Here is a 16,953-nt window from a genome sequence, read left to right as displayed (position 1 = left end):
AAAGATAGCCGTTAGGATCTATGGACTTTGCATCACTACATGAATTACTCCGCTCCACCTATCAGGAGATGATGCCTCTCTGTGGAGAGATGACGGGCATTGCCAAGGGGATTGCGGGATTAGGAGCGCTCTTCTATGTAGCCGTCAGGGTGTGGTCTTCGTTGTCTCGTGCCGAGCCGATTGACCTTTTCCCCTTACTGCGACCTTTTGTGCTGGGCTTCTGTATTATGTTCTTCCCAACGATTGTACTGGGTACGATGAATACTATTCTCTCTCCTGTGGTACAAGGTACAGAGCGAATGGTCAATAAGCAGACGGTACAACTAGACAAGTTGGTTGCTAAACGAGACAAACTACAAGAGGCTGCCTATCTCCGTAACCCCGAGACGGCTTACTTGGTTTCCAATGAAGCTTTTGACCAAAAGATAGAGGAGATGGGGATCATCGGGCCGAGCGATGCGGTGACCATCGCTGGGATGTATGCCGAGCGTGCTGCTTACAAAACGAAGCAATGGCTGATGAAGCAACTCCATGACCTCATAGAGTTGCTATACCATGCAGCTGCTCTGATTATTGATACGCTCCGGACCTTCTTTCTTATCGTGCTGAGCATACTGGGACCAATCGTCTTTGGTATTGCCGTTTGGGATGGATTGTCGGGGTCGCTTACGGCTTGGTTCTCACGCTACATATCGGTCTATCTATGGCTACCCGTGAGCTCTGTTCTCTCGGCTCTCCTCACAAAGATACAGGTGTTGATGGTGCAGAAGGATATTGCAGCATTGAGTGACCCCAACTATCTGCCCGATTCGGGTAGCTGGTACTACATTGTCTTCTTTCTGATTGGTATCGTGGGGTACTTCTGTGTTCCTACGGTAGCGGGCTGGATTATAGAGGCTGGTGGTGGTATCGGGGCATACGGACGCAATGTCAATCAGACGGCGCAACGAGGTGCCCAGGGTGCCTATACGGGAGGTAAGGCGGTCGCTGGTGCCACTGGATCTATAGCTGGCAACGTAGGCGGACGTATCAAAGGGGCACTTATCAAGGGCAAATAGCGTCCCTTCAGCCGAAGGGTGGCTATGACACACTTGATGAGGATGCGATGACCACGTGACGGTCGTATGACGGTCAGGTGGGTAGGATTAGCTCCTCCTATGTGTGTCAATGTAGTAGCTGGGGGAGGAAATCGTAGTGCCTGCCGTGTGGCACTACAGTTTCCTATCCATGGCACTGGAGTTTCCTGCCTATGAAACTAGAGTTTCTTACCTATGAAACTACAGTTTCCTCCGTATGAAACTGCAGTGCCAAGTGGGGTTGGCACTAGAGTTTCACCCGTATGGCACTGGAGTGCCAAGGCACATTGGCACTAGACTACCCCTCAGAAGTTTTTAGATATAAGACAATTAGAATAATGGAATATGGAATTCAAATCACTCACAAACATAGAGACCTCTTTCAAGCAGATTAGGCTCTACGCCATCATCTTTGCGATAGTCTGCATAGCGGTCAGTAGCTATGCGGTCTACGCTTCGTACAGCTTTGCTAAGAAGCAGCGTGAGAAGGTGTACGTACTAGACCAAGGGAAGTCTCTGATGCTGGCTCTGAGCCAAGACGCTTCGATGAATCGCCCAGTGGAGGCTCGAGAGCATGTAAGACGCTTTCACGAGCTTTTCTTCACGATTGCACCCGACAAGGATGCTATCGAGAAGAATATGGAGCGTGCTTTCCAACTATGCGACAAGTCCGCTTTTAACTACTACAAGGATCTAGCGGAGAAGGGGTACTACAATCGAGCTATCTCGGGCAATGTCAACCAACGTATAGAGATTGACTCCATACGGTGTGACTTTGACTCTTACCCCTACGAAGTAACCACCTTTGCTCGGCAGTTTATTATCCGACAGAGCAATGTCACGGAGCGGAGCTTGGTGACTAGTTGCTCGCTGCAAAACTCGGTTCGCTCGGACAACAATCCGCAAGGGTTTCTGATGGAGCACTTCCTCGTGCGAGAGAATCGTGACATCCAAACTTACAAGCGATAAGTCTATGAAGCGGAGAAGTAGACCTACCCTCAGAAGAAGCTATTTGAGAGGGCAGGTACGGCTAAGAGAGCGATGTAATATGCTAACGAACAGACAGCGACAGATTATTGTCTACGGACTGAGTTTCGTCTACTTAGTCTGCTCAATCTGGATGGTGGCACAATTCTTCCTCCCGCACCGTGAGGAGATGCCACCTATCCCTATGGGAGAGCTGGTGGACAGCCCGATACAGAGGGATACAACCTACATCAAGAGAATGGAACATTTAGCGATTAGTAACTATGGAGCATAAACAGAAAGAACAATTGAAGAAGGTGTTAGTCTTCGCAGGGCTAGGGATTATCTTTGCCCTTGCTATGTGGTTTATATTTGCACCCGCCACAAAGGAGCAAACGGACGCTGGTGAGGGGTTGAATGACAACATACCACAAGCTACGACCGAAAAGCTAACGGAGAATAAACTCAAAGCCTATGAACTAGTTGACCATACAACTCAAGAGGAGCAAGCTCGTGAGGAGGTGGGGAGACTGGCGGAGTACTTTCAGCAGGAGGGAAGCTCGTCCGAGAGCAACCCGCAGGAGGCGGTCGTTGGGAATAAGATTGAGTCTTCGATGCAACGCTACGAGGAGAACAACCGTTTGCTAGCGGACTTCTACGGCTCTGACCCTTATGAGGAGGAACGAGAAGCTATGCAACAGGAGATTGATGACCTCAGACGTGAACTGAACGAGCTTAGCCAACAAGACGATGATGAGGAAGTTAAGCAACTAGCTCTTATGGAGAAGAGCTACCAAATGGCGGCTAAGTACTTGCCCGCAGCTAGTGCCTCTCCTGCCCATGGAGCTATGCCTATGAGTGAGCAGGCTCAGGTCGTATCTCCGCCTAGCGGTGGAGCAGCCAAGGACGAGGCTCCCATGGAGATAATAGCTGACCACAAGCCGTTGGTCTCAGCACTGGACCAGCCAATGAGTGACGAGGAGTTTATGGAGATGTACGGAGCCAAGGAGCGGAACATGAGCTTTCATTCACTCTCTAATAGCTCCGCACACTCTGGCGAGCGCAATACCCTTTGCGTTGTGGTAGACAAAACAACGACCCTCAAAGAGGGTGACTACGTTGCTCTTCGCCTACTAGAGACCGCTCGTGTGCAGCAAACTTCAATCCCGAAGCATAGTATCTTAATGGCACAAGCTAAGATAGATGGCAACCGAATGCAGCTAGTGATTAAGAGCATAGAGGTGAATGGTCGCATTCTGCCGGTCAAACTATCTGCCTATGATACAGACGGACAGATGGGAGTCTACATTCCTGGCTCTGAAGAGGTGTCAGCGCTCAAGGAGATGGGGGCAAATGTCGGGGGATCGATGGGAACCTCTTTCACCTTTTCCTCATCGGCTAAAGACCAAATCATCTCAGAGGTGACTAGAGGGGTGATGCAGGGAGCTGGACAACTACTACAGAAGAAGCTCCGCACGATTAAGGTGACGCTCAAAGGAGGATATAGACTATTCCTTGTACAGACGAAGTAAGCTTTTAGAACTCTAACAATAACAACTGATATACTTATGAAGAAATGGATTTTATCTATCGTAGTTTGTGCTACGATAACGCTCCCCGCTATGGCACAACAAGTGGAGGGGAACAATCAACTACTGAGTAGCGGAGACCTTTACCAAGGGATGAGCCGATCGATACCGAATGGACGGGTCGTGTTGCCCTACGGGCTGGAGGTTACGTTTGAAAAGACGGTGCATCTCATCTTTCCTGCAGCTATACGCTATGTAGACCTCGGGTCGCAAAACATTATTGCTGGGAAAGCTGACGATGCGGAGAATGTGCTGCGTGTAAAGGCTGCCGTCCGTGAGTTTGAGACGGAGACCAATATGAGCGTCATCTGCGAGGATGGCTCATTTTACGCATTCAGTGCGCCCATAATAGGGGCTTGATAATAATCACTTTGGCAAGTGATTAGGTTAGTATTCCAATTTATAAACCTATCCCAGACCGACTTATCCGAATGGGAAACCAAACGGGGAGTGAAGCATGTCGGTAACGCGATAAGTCAGTTAATTGCTAAACTGCGACTGAATTGCTATGGGAAAAGACAGACACGAGGATGAAACCTGATTGGTTGAACAATAGTCCTATGACTAATGTAGAGGTGGCAACGGAAAGCAGTTATATACGTTGCCTCGCAGTACCCACGCTTATTGAACGGAGTGATGGGCAAGGAATTTACTGCGACATATCCGTTAGAGAACAGAAAGGGATGTACGTTGCATCCGACAGTCTGTCAAGCCAAGTTATCAAGTCCACTAAATGGGGATTGCCTACACGGAGATGCCGAAAGGCTATGAGCACAGGCTCTGAAAACTCCGCATGGCAACGGAGTTCCCGTAGTAGTCTGAGCGTGGGAAAGCCACGTACATGGCGAAGGGGAACAGCTCGGTAATTTTAATATTGTCAAACGATAACGTGTGAGACGTATGAGAAATCCAGAGACCATATTAAACAGTTTATCTGCACATAGCAAAGATGTGCATTACAAGTACGAAAGGTTGTACCGCATCCTATTCAATGAACAGATGTTTTATGTAGCCTACCAGCGCATTTATGCGAAACCGGGCAACATGACACCCGGCTCAGACGGCAAGACCATTGACGGAATGAGCGTTGATAGAATAGGACATCTGATAGCTGCGCTAAAGGATGAAAGTTACATGCCAACGCCTGCCCGAAGAGTCTATATCCCTAAAAAGAATGGGAAGAAAAGACCATTGGGCATCCCATCAATCGAAGACAAGATGGTGCAAGAGGTCGTCAGACTTATTCTTGAAGCTGTCTATGAGGGACATTTTGAGAATTCCTCGCATGGATTCAGACCAAGAAGAAGCTGTCATACGGCTTTGCGTTCCATCCAAACTCTTTTCACTGGTGCGAACTGGTTCATCGAAGGTGACATCAAAGGATTCTTCGACAACATCGACCACCATATTCTGATTGAAACTCTTCGTGAGCGCATATCAGATGAAAGATTTCTTCGACTGATATGGAAATTCCTAAAGGCTGGATATATCGAAGATTTTACATTTCACAAGACGTATTCGGGAACTCCCCAAGGAGGGATAATAAGCCCTATCTTGGCAAATATCTACCTTGATAAGTTCGATAAATACATGCGTGAATATGCGGAATCATTCGACAAGGGCAAGAAAAAGCGGGAAAACCCACTCCACGCAAGTTACAGCCGAAAGGCTGTAAGATTACGCAAGACTATCCGAAACGCCACTGATGAGGATACGAAACGTGAATTGCTGACACAACTGAAAGAGGTGGAAGCTAAGACACGGAGAGTGCTGGCATCTATGGCAATGGATAGTAATTACAAGAGACTTAAATATATCAGATATGCCGATGACTTTCTAATCGGTGTAATTGGTAGTAAAGCAGACTGTGCGAAAATGAAAGAGAACTTTACAATATTCATGAGAGACAAACTAAAGCTTGAACTCTCCGAAGAAAAGACCCTTATCACAAATGCGCAGGATTCAGCAAAGTTTCTTGGGTATGAAATCTCTGTCAGAAAATCCGAAGCCATGAAGCGAAACAAGCTGGGATGGCTGAAGAGACCGTTCAGCGGACGCATAATACTGACTCTGCCTATCGCCTCCGTCCAAAAGAAATTATTGGAACTGAAAGCAATGGAGCTTAGGGTAATCAATGGAAAGGAAATCTGGTATGCCATGCCACGCAATTACCTGACCAAAGAAGACCCAGCCACAATCTGCGCACGCTATACAACTGAAATCAGAGGTTTGTACCAATATTATAGGATTGCGGACAACATCTCTTTTGCAGGAAGTAAATTCGGTTACATAATGCGATATAGTTTCTGCAAAACTTTGGCAAAGAAACTAAATTCATCAACTGCCAAGGTTATACGAAAGTACAGAAGAGACCATGACTTGGCGATACCTTATCAAGCAAAGAAAGGAGAAACCAAGTTCCGAATATTCTATAATGACGGCTTTGCAAGGCAAGAGCCGGACAAAGACGCAACCTGCGATAATCTACCTAACACGTTTGTACTTCCTTTCCCCACTCTTGCGGAGAGACTCATGGAGCACAAATGTGAATTGTGTGGAGCAACCAATGTCAAGACCGTAATGTATCAAGTCCGTAAACTCAAAGGTATAAATACCGATACGGAGTGGCACCGACTGATGATTAAGAAATGGCGTAAGACGTTGGCAGTATGCAAACATTGTAATGCAAAAATTCATGCCCATGACAAATAAACTGATATTACCAGTGGAGAGCCGTATGCAGGGAGACTTGCACGTACGGTTCGGGGGCAGGCTATGGGAAACCTACCACCGAAAGGTGGTAAGGCGCCCATCGCCGAGCCTACACGTAAAGTATGCTGATGAGCCGGAGAAACTCAGCATAGAGATGAAGGACTTCTTGTCACCAACGGACGGACGCCTGCCAAGCAACCGCTCTGATATTTACTTTAAAGAACTTGGTAACGAGTCGCCCGTATTAGTAAAGCTGATGATGCAGTCTATCTATCAGAATGACAGACGCTGCATTAAGCATATCGGTGCACAGCAGTTCGGCATGAAGTTCCTGCTTCGTGGCTTGTATGCCCATAACGGCTTGCTGTATTTCCACACTCGAATGGAAAACGGCACAAATATGCCGTATTCGTTGGATTTTATCACTTTCAAGGTGGTGGATAAGAAGGTCGCCAAGCGTACTGCCATACAAGAACAGGTGTTGCAGCCACTTCGTGCTTATAATCAGGTAATGCAGGTGAAAGGACAGAGCCACGAGCATTCGGTCTTCGTATTAGAGCAGTTTGCCCTCTCAGATGATAAGCAGCTGGAGGTAACGCTTTATGAGCGAAACGGAGGGCGCACGCTGACCTTTCATGTAACGGCAGAAGACCTGCAGCTGGCAAAGAAGATTGATAACCTCAAACTGAAATGGTAATGAAGAAGAACAATATCATTCTGACAGTATGCGTTGTGGTGGCTATGACTTTCAGTCTGCCATCGTACGCACAGCGGCTCATTCCCTCACAGAAGGGGATCGAAGTCGTGGGTAGTCTACCTATTCTAAAGGGAGAAAAACTCTTTCAAGGAGATAACTTCGGTGCGGGTGTATCGCTCACCCGCTATCTAAAGCGTGAGAACTACACCTTTATAACAGTGGAGTATGAACAGCAGGATATGCCGTACAGGGAGTATAGTGTAAAACTCAAGGATGCTCTCTTACAGGTGGGATATATGCACCCTGTTCTCTCTGACGGGGGTAAGAACGTGCTTCTTTATGGTGGCATATCCGCTTTGAGTGGCTATGAGCAACTGAATAAAGATAAAAAACTGCTGCCCGATGGGGCAACACTGCTCGACCGCTCGCACTTTGTCTATGGCGGTGCCGTGCATGGCTCGGTGGAAGTGTTCCTCACGGACAGGCTTCTGTTTCTTGTCAAGGCACAAGGGCGGTTGCTCTTCGGCTCTGACGTGCATCGTTTCCGTCCTGCGCTATCAGCAGGACTTAGGTTTAATATTTAATAGAAAAGAAACATGAAAAAGAAGATATTAAGTTCGATATGGGTAATGGGCGTACTTGCCCTTGCCGTGTTTTGCCTATCTGCTTGTGATAGGGAGCTGGATGTGCAGCAGTCTTATCCGTTTACGGTGGAGACAATGCCGGTTCAGAAGGACATCATAAAGGGGCAGACGGCTGAGATACGCTGCACACTCAAACGAGGTGGTGAGTTTGCTGACGCTCGCTATACGATACGTTATTTCCAGTCTGATGGCAAGGGCTTGCTAAGAAATGATAACGGCACGGTTTTCAAGCCGAATGACCGCTATCCGCTCACAAAAGATGTGTTCCGCTTATACTACACCTCGCTGTCATCTGATCGCCAAACGATTGATGTATATGTGGAGGATAGTTTTGGTAAGGTTCAGCAGCTGACCTTTAGTTTTAACAACGAGAGAGAAGAGGGCAAGGACAAGCCAGCATCTTCTCGCCACTAAAAACGTAATTGATGCGAACGATAAATTCTTTCATTTTACTTTGTGTATTCTGCCTGTTCTGTCAGCCGACCCTTTCCTGGCGCAGGGTAAGGTTGGCAGACTTGCCGCCTTTTGAGCGGGCGGTAGTTGTAGTAAAATACTTTGAGGGACTACACGGCTGGAAGGATTATCCGTATGTTGGATATGGACATCAGCTGCAACGGAGAGAGCACTTTACGGCAGATATGACGGAACGGCAGGCAGACTCCCTGCTTCGTGCCGACCTTTGGAAATGCTTTGAACACTTCAAAGGCTATGGTAAGGATGCACTGCTGCTCAGCCTCCTTGCATATAATGTGGGCGTGGGGCGATTGCTTGGTTATGGAAAGCACCCCAAGAGTAAGTTGCTGCGAAAAATAGAAGCAGGAGACAGAAACTACTATTGGGAGTATGTTTCGTTCTGCCGATACAAGGGAAAAGTTTTGAATGGGTTAGTCAAACGCAGACAGGTGGAGTTTGCGCTGTTTTATGTACCTTAATTATCAAATACGCTTCTTGCGACATTTTTATGCTCCGCAAGGGGCGTTTTCTTGTTGTTTTATTCGCCTTTTTCGCTATGAATGAGTAACTTTGCGGAAAATAATATTAATATAGAAAAATCATGAACAGAGGATCGGAATGGCGAATTTGGGACTTGCATTTTCATACTCCCTCATCTTATGACTATAAAGATAATAGTGTAAAAAATCAGGACATTATAACTATCTTGAGTGAAAACAATGTTTCTGTTGTTGCAATAACAGACCATCATGTTATTGATATAAAGCGAATACAAGATTTACAAAGATTGGGGAAAGAAAAAAATATAGTAGTTCTTCCTGGAATTGAATTCTGTTCAGAACTTGGAGGCTCTGAAGCTATACATTTTATAGGAATTTTTCCAGAGACAGCTAACCTGAATACAATATGGACGAAAATTCAGGGGCAGTGTAATCTGACACCAGAAGAAATTAATTCAAGAGGACAAGAGCGAATTGTGTGCCCTTTTGAAAAAACAAGTTCCCTGATAATAGAATTAGGAGGTCTTGTTACAATACACGCTGGTAAGAAATCTAACTCTATAGAGGGCATAAAAAATAATTTGCTTGTAAAACAAGAATTTAAACAGCAATTATTATCAACCTACCATCCTCTTTTGGAGGTCGGGAAAATCGAAGATGTAGAAAGCTACAAATCTCATGTGTTTCCTAATATACAATTTTCTTTACCTATTATTATGTGTTCAGATAATCATAATATTCGAGAATACACTACAAAAGAAAAACTGTGGATAAAAGCAGATATGACATTTGAGGGATTAAAGCAGATTTTGTTTGAACCCGAAGAGAGAGTGAGAGTTCAATCTACCAAACCTGACGAGAAGAATATTTATCAGGTAATTGATAGTATAACATTAAAAGAGGATGATTTTTGGGATGGGAAAATTTTTCTCAATCCTAACTTAAATACTATCATAGGAGGACGTTCTACAGGAAAATCATCATTACTTAAAGCAATAGCTGCTAAGCATGGAAATAAAGAAGTTGGAGAAGGTGATTTTATTAGGCAACATCTTGATGGGGTTTCTATCCGATGGCAGGATGGAAATAATCAACTCGGTCGTGAAATAGAATATTTCCGACAAAGTTACATGCACGAGATTGCTTTTGACTCAGAAAAGACGAATAAAATAGTAGAAGACATAATAAAGAGCAAAGATGAAAATAGAATTTTAGAGAATTATTATACTCATCTTACAGATGTTTCTAAAAGTGTAACGGATGGAGTTTTCTATGTTTTTCAACTGCAAAAAGAGATTGATTCTCTAAAAAAGAGTTTATCAGAAAAAGGTAATAGGGATGGTGTTCAACAACAATTGCAACTATTGAAAACAAAAGCATCTGCTCTGCAAAAAGATGGAGCATTAACACAAGAAGAAAGAGTTTCATTTGATGCTTATGTATATCAAATTCGAGAAAAGAAGAAACTTATTGCTGCGGCAGATAACGACCTTGAGTTGTTGAATAGATTAAAAAATCTCACTCCATTCGATTCTTCCTTTGAGAAAAAATGGGATTTTGATAAATTATCTTTTGGGTTGAATCAGTATGAAGTAGATCGTCTGTTTAATGGTTTGAAAGTGAGAACTGAAATGGAATGGACAGAGATCGTCCAAAAATTCATAGAAGATACCTCTAAAGCAAAAGACCAGATAGCCACGGAAATACAAACAATAATAGCTTCTGATATCTACAAAAAAGGATTACGGATATTTGAAGACAATAAGGAATTGAAAGATATTAATAGTAAGATACAAGAAGAAGAAAGAAAACTTACTGCAATTGATGAGATACAGAAAAAGCTTGAGCAAGCAAGGCTACAACGAGATGAATCAATCTGTAAAGTTATTGACAATCATTGCTCTTATAAAATAAGTGCAAATGATATTTGTAACAACTTAGCCATTACTTATGATAAACTTGATATTCGTGTAAAACTCACTTTTCACAAGCAAGAAATGCGGGTCTTTTTGGAGACCAGACTAAATCAAAGAGGTTATGAACGTCAAGAATATCTACACGAATTGCTAAATAAATATGATGAAGATAACAAAGCAATTAGTTTGGACTTCTTTAAGAATCTTCTTTCAGAGAAAGTGCTTCTGAAGAATGGATATGAAGCATTAAATGTTGTAACAGAATTTCTTACCCACAGTTGGTATAGCCTTGATTATAGCTTGACTTATCAAGGGGATAATTTTGTTAATATGTCAGAGGGAAAACAGGCTTTTGTTATCCTGAAACTACTTTTGGATTTTAGTGATAAGAAATGCCCAATACTCATAGACCAACCAGAGGATAGTCTTGATAATCGTGCAATTTATCATGAGTTAGTAGCATACATCAAACGGAAAAAGAAAGAACGACAAATAATATTGGTAACGCACAATTCCAATGTTGTGGTAAGTGCAGACGCAGAAAATGTAATTGTCGCTAATCAAGAAGGTGCGGATACGCCCAACTTAGGAGGTTTGAAATTTCAATATATCAACGGAGCTTTGGAAGATACCAAGCAAAGAGACGAAAAAGATAAGTATATATTATCTTCACAAGGTATCCGTGAACACATCTGTGATATTTTGGAAGGAGGGCGTGTTGCTTTTGAAAAACGTGAACAGAAATACGGCTTTAGAAGATAGAGCAATATTTGGGTGGGCTTTTTGTTACTTTTGAGCCGTCCCAACTCACTGTCAAAAGTAACGAGGTATTTTTCATTGGGGTTTCTTTGCTCCTTTCTTTGTCCGCTCGAAGCTCACGAAAGAAAGTAGCGGTCGGCAGATTTACCGACCACTTTACTCTGTTTGTTTTTCTTGAATGGTTATTCGTCCCGTCTTTACATCGGGGTGAGTGGAGAAAGCCCAATTTATCTCATCATCGGGCAAAGTGCTGTGAATACTTCCACCTATAACCAACCCACAAATTTGCAGGACTTTCTGCTGTGCGTCTACCTTACTCTCTGCAATCAGCTCAAACACTCCCTCGAAAATGTACTGCATCCGTATTCTGTAAACTTTCTTCTTCATAATCTTAAAATTTAACCTTTAATAATTTGTATTCCTTTGGCTCTCCATTAGATAATTTGCGATGTGTGAGCCAAAAGTGATGCGCACCATACCTGTATGCAAAGAACTTATCAAGTTCTGTTTCTTTGGCTATTTTGTTGATAGCCGCTCTTAACTCCTCTTTGCTGTCGGATAGGGTTATTGCGTTGATAACCCTAATGAGAGTATGCGGTATCTCGTCTGCATAGTTATAGATGATGTTTTCAATCTCAGTTTTCATATCTCTGATAATTTAATGGTTCATACTTTATGCTGTTGCTTCCATTCTTCGGATTATAAGACCTCGATTGGCATTGACAAGGTTTACTATCTGCTCGTGGTATTCTGTATTCTTGTTGCAAACTCCACGACTTTGCACCACTTCCAAAGTTTGTAATGATACTTCAATGGTCTCTATTCGCTTGCCTTCGATAGTAGCCGAAAGGATAAGGGAGTCCTCTTTAAGGTAGTATGCATTAGAAAATACGCAATGGTGCATTGATACACCTTCTTCTAAATGTTCCTGCACGCTCTCCAATACGTGGACTTGAATAGTGCCGTCCGTGAAACAGATACCGAAAAACTTGGATTTAAGTTCCTTGAAACGTTTTTCATCTTCCATTGCCTTCTGCTGCTTCTGTTCTATCTCCTCCCTTTCACGCACTCTGAGAAGTTCCTCGTGTCTGCGGTCGTGTTCGGCTTTAAGGTCTGTTGGGCATAAATATTTTGGATTATGAATATCCTTACCTAATCTTCTAAGTGTATCTACATAATCATTCCAAAGAGAAATGTCTGCTATCTCATAGCCGTTACGGACTGCAATCTTGTAGGACTGCCATAGTTTCTCAAAAGTCCTCTTGTTGCCAAGAAAGTAACGTAAGTGGTCTGTGCGCCCAGCTTTTAGCAATGTTTCTGCACGGCTGTCTGTAAGCAATGCCGAAATGAGGGTTGTCGGGGGAATGTCGTGAAAATCATCCTTGAAACCATTTCTGCGGAGCGTGTCCGATGCCTTGAACTTCGGATATGTGGGCGAATAGGCTGCGTATCGGTAGGCTTCGTTGTCGTTGCGGATTGCCATGGGTGCGCAAAAGGAAAATGTATCAACGTAATGCCCCAATATGCGTTGTATGGCAACCAAGGTTTTTCGCCCTTGTGCGTTCCACCAATATTGCCCGATTTCAAGCGCATAATATTCAGCCTTGCTGCCTTTCTCCATTTCAGCCACAAGGAGGAACATGCGCAACACTTGGTATTCTCCGCAAGCGGTGAGGGTGGTGAAATAGTGCTTCTGCTGCAACTTGCGTTGGAAAGTTTCCTTTACCTGCAACTTTGCCCTGCAATGAGGGCAAGTGCAAGTTTCTCTGTGTTTGTTCATTATCCAACTATGCCCACAATCCATACAAGTGGTGCGACCTTTGGGCAAGCGGTAGGCGAAGTGGTTGATGCACTCACGGAATGCCCACTTACTTTGTGTCTTAGTTATCGGGCGAAGGTGCTTGCTCTCGGCAAGGACTGCCTTCTCAAATTTGTTACTCGGTTTCATAGGCTTAAAAATCGAATAGTGAGGGTTGTGCTTGGGTTGCTGTGCTCTCTGTTCTCTTTGGTCTTGCATTACGGCTCTGTATCTTGGCTAGTTCCTCACGCTGATATTGCTTAATGGCTTCTTGCCTTGCTTCGGCTTTTTCTTCCTCCGTGAGTTCTACCATGTGATTGACCATTACTTGGCAATTGGTAGGCTTGCCAATCTCTATATTGTCCTCATCGTAATAGTGGACTGCCATAGAGTAAATCTCATCGTCCTCAAATCCGTTGCAACCGCTTTTCTGCACTTCATTAAGAATGTAGGTGATGCACTCCTCGATATTCTTGTTCGGTTTCATCAAGTTAGGGGCAAACAAGGGGTCTGCCATAGCACGCTGATTAAGATATTCGGCTATTGTCCGTGTGAAATGTTCTGTTCCTTTCATAGTCGTATGTTTATTGATGTTTTAATACTTGGGTATCTCCACGATTTGGCTGATGCGTCCGCATAGGTAGGGTCTTAGGCTGGTGCGGTCTGGGGCATAATATTCTGCCCACTGTCCATATTGATTGACGAGGTACTTCTTCAATACATCAATGAAGTCAAATCGCCATCCTTGTAGCGGTACGGCAGAGCGAAAGTAGGTATTGTTATTCACCGCTTCACAGAGCCAATCCTTATCCTCACGGCTCATTCGCTCGCCACGATTAAGCTTTGCTCTCAGGAGATATACAGAGCTGTCACAAAGACTTTCCAATGGGGGTACGTTCCAATGGACGAACTTGGTAGCCAACGCCTGCTCACTTTGTTCAAACTCAGAACTTATGCGGTAATGAGAGGAGGAGCTATATCCTTTTTCTTTCATTGATGATGTCATGTTTACTTTCTGCTTATTCATAAGAGACCTTTTTTTTATGCGTTCAAAGATCGGAGTATGCTGATTCCTTTTTTCAAGCAAAAACAAGGTAGCGGGGCGAGACTTACACAAGGTTTTGGCGGAAAATACTACCCGAAGTGAACAGCATAGGTGTGGAGATTTTCCAGACAAACCGAATGGCTCGACCTTGGGAAAGTCTTGAAGCCCCGTACTATCTTTGCGATGAAAAAGAATCAGCTTCCGATTTGACCACAGCATAACTGGGGAGCTATGACTGATAAGCAGAAGTGCAATGCCTAAACACAAGAAGCAAAAAGGGTGACCAGCTTCGCAAGAGAGCTAGTCACCCAAAGAGTTGTTTCTCAGAAGTGATAGAGGTGCTATGTCATAGCACGCAAAGTAGTATTACGGCTAGTACAACAATCCAAAAGAGGTAGCGTAAAAACGTAAATGTGATTTGCAGAACGGTACGAACGATGAATCGTAGTACCACAAAACCAATCAGTATCAATAGAGCCGTTACGACCTGTGCTGTGACTAACTTAGAGAGTAAGTACACTCCACCCAATAGGATACCCATAAGTAAGGCAAGTCGGATGATGCGAGACCATTTGGTGCCGTTGCTCGAAGTTGTTTTGGACGCAACTTGTAGTGGTTCCTCTTTATCTGCAGGAACACTTGCCCGTATGAAGGCTGGACTGTGCAGGTCTTTGTTCATGAGAGATCTATTCATATTCGGAGTCTTTTAGAGTTTTCAAGAGCAGAGCCAAGAGACTATGCGACATAAAGACAAGAGATAGAATATGCTCTTGACGTATGGAGCAGAGAGACTATCTTGGCTCTTGAAGCTCAAAAGGCTCACGAGATAGGGATAATCTACATTGTCTACTCTAATGCACTCACATCGCCTATCATGGGAAGTTGATTAGCTTCGATAAGAAGTACAACTGTTCCTGTAAGTTCTGTGTAGAGCGTTTCATACTCAGGGCTTGCATCGAAGTCGTCGGTAAGATTGTATTTGTCAAAGGTCTCTTGGATCGCTCGATTCTTTAGCAATATCGGAGCAAGTCGTTCGGGGAGTGGGGAGGGGAGCTCCTTTTCAAACTCATTCTCCAAGACGGACACAAGCGTGTCGTATTTGGAGAAATGCAGGTCACGATACAGTACTTCACTCGCCATACTCTCTGCCTCGGGATGTGAGAATCCTTCTTCCACAGCATCACAGTAGGTAGTAAGAGCTTCATCAGCTCGTGCCTTGATAAATGCCTTGTCTTCCACCTTTTCAGGGAAATGCTCACTAAGGTAGCTCACTAGCTTTAAGCGGAAGTAGGATAGTTCTTTCTTATTCGTTGTCTTCATCTTCTTATTTGGTTTTAATGGTTGCACTTATTGCCAGCTATTCTCCCCGATACCCATTGCCGTATTGAACTTGCCCAGCTTGTCAGCAAACTGCTCCATGTCATGTTCAATCTTCTTATTGGTAATCCGGGCATAGATTTGCGTTGTTCGGATATTGGTATGACCTAGCATTTTAGAGACACTCTCTATTGGAACACCCTTGCTCAGTGACATTGTCGCAAAAGTATGTCGAGCTAGGTGGAAAGTCAAGTTCTTCTTGATACCACATATATCTGCAATCTCTTTGAGGTATGAATTGGTCTTCTGATTGCTAAGGATAGGGAAGAGCTTGCCATCACGATAAGTTTGGTGGCTATATTTACTGATGATGCGCTTAGGGATGTCGAGGAGCAGCACATTGGTCTCCACGCTTGTCTTCTGTCGCTTAGTCATGATCCACTCTTTACCACCAAGCATCACGATATTGTCGGGTGTAAGATTAGCCACATCAATGTAGGCTAAACCTGTAAAGCAGGAAAAGATGAAGATGTCTCGTACCAGCTCCAATCTTGGGACATTCAACTCCTTGTTGACGATCTGTAAGACCTCTTCGTCAGTCAAGAACCCTCTATTCACTGGTTCTAAGTGAAATCGGAAGTTGACAAAAGGGTCGTGATGTAGTACGCCTAACTTTTGCCCCAAAATGACGATAGTCTTGAAGGTCTTCATCGTTTTAGTGGCTGTATTAGGATTTTGCCCCACCACTGTGCGTAGGTATAGGTCAAAATCATGTATAATCATATAGGTTAGCTCCGTGAGCTTGAGGTCTCTACGTCTGAGTTTATCTTTAAGGAACTCAGAAAAGCGTCTTTTGCAGACCTTATACTTTTGAAGAGTGGGCGCAGAGACTGAGATGCCAACTCGAGCTGCAACATCTTCATTGTGTTTGTCGAAAAGTTGCATGATGGTATCTATATCTTGTTTTTTGCCAAGATGTTCTGACTTGATACGCTCTAACGAAAGCTCATCAGTCATTTCTAACTTGCGAAAGATGGCTTGTAAACCACTTTGGATGTTATCCAGTTGCAAGTTCGTATTCAGAGCTTCGGTGTGACGCCCTTTTACTCGCTCTTTTTCGCGATCCCATTGGGACTGCACGATGGTGATACCAGTGGAGCCTAGTGACATCCGCTCATTGTTGAGATAGATGCGTAGCATTACTGGCGTTTTTCCTTCCTTGTTCACATAGTTGCTACGAAGGTAGAATGCTGTTCTGAAAATTGATTGCATACATTGTCTGTTTTTATTGTAGCCAAGCATAGAAAGTTTGCGACCAGAAAAGCTACACATTTATGGTGCTATAACTCTCTACAACTCGCCTACAAAGTTGCACATAATTGTTTGAACTACAGCAATGTACAAGTACTCTAAACAGACTCTCTACGTACTCCTGGCTACAATTATTTTTTGCGAGAAAAAAGTGTAGCCAGATTGTAGCC

19 protein-coding genes and 1 pseudogene are annotated in these 16,953 nt (G+C 44.0%); 12 read left to right on the top strand and 8 right to left on the bottom strand.

Annotated elements, in window-relative coordinates; genetic code table 11:
- The first annotated feature begins 20 nt into the window (after positions 1 to 20).
- From traJ to HMPREF3027_RS02295, 12 genes and pseudogenes are all read left to right on the top strand, one after another.
- A complete protein-coding gene (gene traJ / locus HMPREF3027_RS02345; protein WP_070706732.1) occupies positions 21 to 1,058 on the top strand; it encodes a conjugative transposon protein TraJ in 1,038 nt (345 codons plus the stop codon).
- 66 nt (positions 1,059 to 1,124) lie between these two features.
- A complete protein-coding gene (locus tag HMPREF3027_RS09790; protein WP_256374350.1) occupies positions 1,125 to 1,253 on the top strand; it encodes a hypothetical protein in 129 nt (42 codons plus the stop codon).
- Between the two features lie 168 nt (positions 1,254 to 1,421).
- Positions 1,422 to 2,045: a conjugative transposon protein TraK gene (gene traK / locus HMPREF3027_RS02340; protein ID WP_004330615.1), complete on the top strand. Its 624-nt coding sequence runs from the start codon at positions 1,422 to 1,424 to the stop codon at positions 2,043 to 2,045.
- Positions 2,046 to 2,049: 4 nt separating this feature from the next.
- A complete protein-coding gene (locus HMPREF3027_RS02335) occupies positions 2,050 to 2,337 on the top strand; it encodes a hypothetical protein (protein WP_013760812.1) in 288 nt (95 codons plus the stop codon).
- Positions 2,327 to 3,574 carry a conjugative transposon protein TraM gene (traM, locus tag HMPREF3027_RS02330; protein WP_070706729.1) on the top strand — a complete coding sequence of 416 codons (1,248 nt, stop codon included), beginning with the start codon at positions 2,327 to 2,329 and terminating at the stop codon, positions 3,572 to 3,574. The genes HMPREF3027_RS02335 and traM overlap by 11 nt, the downstream gene beginning before the upstream one ends.
- A 90-nt stretch (positions 3,575 to 3,664) precedes the next feature.
- Positions 3,665 to 3,970: pseudogene (locus tag HMPREF3027_RS02325) on the top strand (DUF4138 domain-containing protein); the annotation flags it as partial.
- Between the two features lie 561 nt (positions 3,971 to 4,531).
- Positions 4,532 to 6,343 carry a reverse transcriptase/maturase family protein gene (locus HMPREF3027_RS02320; RefSeq protein WP_070706727.1) on the top strand — a complete coding sequence of 604 codons (1,812 nt, stop codon included), beginning with the start codon at positions 4,532 to 4,534 and terminating at the stop codon, positions 6,341 to 6,343.
- On the top strand, positions 6,315 to 7,040 hold the full coding sequence (gene traN / locus HMPREF3027_RS02315; RefSeq protein ID WP_083317474.1) for a conjugative transposon protein TraN: 726 nt from the start codon (positions 6,315 to 6,317) through the stop codon (positions 7,038 to 7,040). The genes HMPREF3027_RS02320 and traN overlap by 29 nt, the downstream gene beginning before the upstream one ends.
- Complete coding sequence (locus tag HMPREF3027_RS02310; protein ID WP_070706726.1) at positions 7,034 to 7,624, top strand: conjugal transfer protein TraO; 591 nt, start codon at positions 7,034 to 7,036, stop codon at positions 7,622 to 7,624. Before traN ends, HMPREF3027_RS02310 begins: the two co-directional genes overlap by 7 nt.
- Before the next feature lie 12 nt (positions 7,625 to 7,636).
- On the top strand, positions 7,637 to 8,098 hold the full coding sequence (locus HMPREF3027_RS02305; protein WP_070706724.1) for a DUF3872 domain-containing protein: 462 nt from the start codon (positions 7,637 to 7,639) through the stop codon (positions 8,096 to 8,098).
- An 11-nt stretch (positions 8,099 to 8,109) separates the two neighbouring features.
- A complete protein-coding gene (locus HMPREF3027_RS02300; RefSeq protein WP_070706722.1) occupies positions 8,110 to 8,616 on the top strand; it encodes a glycoside hydrolase family protein in 507 nt (168 codons plus the stop codon).
- 122 nt (positions 8,617 to 8,738) lie between these two features.
- Positions 8,739 to 11,315 (top strand): TrlF family AAA-like ATPase, encoded by a 2,577-nt coding sequence (locus HMPREF3027_RS02295; RefSeq protein ID WP_246830509.1) that lies wholly within the window; start codon positions 8,739 to 8,741, stop codon positions 11,313 to 11,315.
- Between the two features lie 153 nt (positions 11,316 to 11,468).
- Here the strand turns inward: HMPREF3027_RS02295 and HMPREF3027_RS02290 are convergent, their stop codons facing one another.
- The 8 genes from HMPREF3027_RS02290 to HMPREF3027_RS02255 all read right to left on the bottom strand — a co-directional run bounded on the left by HMPREF3027_RS02290 (position 11,469) and on the right by HMPREF3027_RS02255 (position 16,744).
- Positions 11,469 to 11,699: a hypothetical protein gene (locus HMPREF3027_RS02290; protein ID WP_070706720.1), complete on the bottom strand. Its 231-nt coding sequence runs from the start codon at positions 11,697 to 11,699 to the stop codon at positions 11,469 to 11,471.
- A gap of 4 nt (positions 11,700 to 11,703) precedes the next feature.
- Positions 11,704 to 11,958 carry a hypothetical protein gene (locus HMPREF3027_RS02285; RefSeq protein ID WP_070706718.1) on the bottom strand — a complete coding sequence of 85 codons (255 nt, stop codon included), beginning with the start codon at positions 11,956 to 11,958 and terminating at the stop codon, positions 11,704 to 11,706.
- A gap of 27 nt (positions 11,959 to 11,985) precedes the next feature.
- Positions 11,986 to 13,260 (bottom strand): PcfJ domain-containing protein, encoded by a 1,275-nt coding sequence (locus HMPREF3027_RS02280; protein ID WP_070706716.1) that lies wholly within the window; start codon positions 13,258 to 13,260, stop codon positions 11,986 to 11,988.
- 4 nt (positions 13,261 to 13,264) lie between these two features.
- Positions 13,265 to 13,684, bottom strand: a complete 420-nt coding sequence (locus HMPREF3027_RS02275; RefSeq protein ID WP_070706714.1) for a PcfK-like family protein — start codon at positions 13,682 to 13,684, stop codon at positions 13,265 to 13,267.
- Positions 13,685 to 13,705: 21 nt separating this feature from the next.
- Positions 13,706 to 14,374, bottom strand: coding sequence for a hypothetical protein (locus HMPREF3027_RS09835; protein ID WP_371440869.1), 669 nt, complete (start codon positions 14,372 to 14,374; stop codon positions 13,706 to 13,708).
- 127 nt (positions 14,375 to 14,501) lie between these two features.
- Positions 14,502 to 14,834, bottom strand: a complete 333-nt coding sequence (locus HMPREF3027_RS09740; RefSeq protein WP_070706709.1) for a hypothetical protein — start codon at positions 14,832 to 14,834, stop codon at positions 14,502 to 14,504.
- Positions 14,835 to 15,001: 167 nt separating this feature from the next.
- Entirely contained in the window at positions 15,002 to 15,475 is a 474-nt protein-coding gene (locus tag HMPREF3027_RS02260) for a DUF1896 domain-containing protein (RefSeq protein WP_070706706.1), read from the bottom strand.
- A 27-nt stretch (positions 15,476 to 15,502) separates the two neighbouring features.
- A complete protein-coding gene (locus HMPREF3027_RS02255) occupies positions 15,503 to 16,744 on the bottom strand; it encodes a site-specific integrase (protein ID WP_210400666.1) in 1,242 nt (413 codons plus the stop codon).
- Positions 16,745 to 16,953: the final 209 nt, after the last annotated feature.

It is taken from the genome of Porphyromonas sp. HMSC077F02, assembly GCF_001815465.1.
GTDB classification, from domain to species: Bacteria; Bacteroidota; Bacteroidia; order Bacteroidales; family Porphyromonadaceae; genus Porphyromonas_A; species Porphyromonas_A somerae.
The sequence above is the reverse complement of the archived record's forward strand: the minus strand, read 5'-3'. Positions and strand labels throughout refer to the sequence as shown.

Excerpts from the sequence above, each read along its gene's own strand:
- traJ (WP_070706732.1), top strand. The coding sequence starts at position 21 with ATGGACTTTGCATCACTACATGAATTACTCCGCTCCACCTATCAGGAG.
- HMPREF3027_RS09790 (WP_256374350.1), top strand. The coding sequence starts at position 1,125 with ATGACGGTCAGGTGGGTAGGATTAGCTCCTCCTATGTGTGTCAATGTA.
- traK (WP_004330615.1), top strand. The coding sequence starts at position 1,422 with ATGGAATTCAAATCACTCACAAACATAGAGACCTCTTTCAAGCAGATT.
- HMPREF3027_RS02335 (WP_013760812.1), top strand. The coding sequence starts at position 2,050 with ATGAAGCGGAGAAGTAGACCTACCCTCAGAAGAAGCTATTTGAGAGGG.
- traM (WP_070706729.1), top strand. The coding sequence starts at position 2,327 with ATGGAGCATAAACAGAAAGAACAATTGAAGAAGGTGTTAGTCTTCGCA.
- HMPREF3027_RS02320 (WP_070706727.1), top strand. The coding sequence starts at position 4,532 with ATGAGAAATCCAGAGACCATATTAAACAGTTTATCTGCACATAGCAAA.
- traN (WP_083317474.1), top strand. The coding sequence starts at position 6,315 with ATGCAAAAATTCATGCCCATGACAAATAAACTGATATTACCAGTGGAG.
- HMPREF3027_RS02310 (WP_070706726.1), top strand. The coding sequence starts at position 7,034 with ATGGTAATGAAGAAGAACAATATCATTCTGACAGTATGCGTTGTGGTG.
- HMPREF3027_RS02305 (WP_070706724.1), top strand. The coding sequence starts at position 7,637 with ATGAAAAAGAAGATATTAAGTTCGATATGGGTAATGGGCGTACTTGCC.
- HMPREF3027_RS02300 (WP_070706722.1), top strand. The coding sequence starts at position 8,110 with ATGCGAACGATAAATTCTTTCATTTTACTTTGTGTATTCTGCCTGTTC.
- HMPREF3027_RS02295 (WP_246830509.1), top strand. The coding sequence starts at position 8,739 with ATGAACAGAGGATCGGAATGGCGAATTTGGGACTTGCATTTTCATACT.
- HMPREF3027_RS02290 (WP_070706720.1), bottom strand. The coding sequence starts at position 11,699 with ATGAAGAAGAAAGTTTACAGAATACGGATGCAGTACATTTTCGAGGGA.
- HMPREF3027_RS02285 (WP_070706718.1), bottom strand. The coding sequence starts at position 11,958 with ATGAAAACTGAGATTGAAAACATCATCTATAACTATGCAGACGAGATA.
- HMPREF3027_RS02280 (WP_070706716.1), bottom strand. The coding sequence starts at position 13,260 with ATGAAACCGAGTAACAAATTTGAGAAGGCAGTCCTTGCCGAGAGCAAG.
- HMPREF3027_RS02275 (WP_070706714.1), bottom strand. The coding sequence starts at position 13,684 with ATGAAAGGAACAGAACATTTCACACGGACAATAGCCGAATATCTTAAT.
- HMPREF3027_RS09835 (WP_371440869.1), bottom strand. The coding sequence starts at position 14,374 with ATGCTGTGGTCAAATCGGAAGCTGATTCTTTTTCATCGCAAAGATAGT.
- HMPREF3027_RS09740 (WP_070706709.1), bottom strand. The coding sequence starts at position 14,834 with ATGAACAAAGACCTGCACAGTCCAGCCTTCATACGGGCAAGTGTTCCT.
- HMPREF3027_RS02260 (WP_070706706.1), bottom strand. The coding sequence starts at position 15,475 with ATGAAGACAACGAATAAGAAAGAACTATCCTACTTCCGCTTAAAGCTA.
- HMPREF3027_RS02255 (WP_210400666.1), bottom strand. The coding sequence starts at position 16,744 with ATGCAATCAATTTTCAGAACAGCATTCTACCTTCGTAGCAACTATGTG.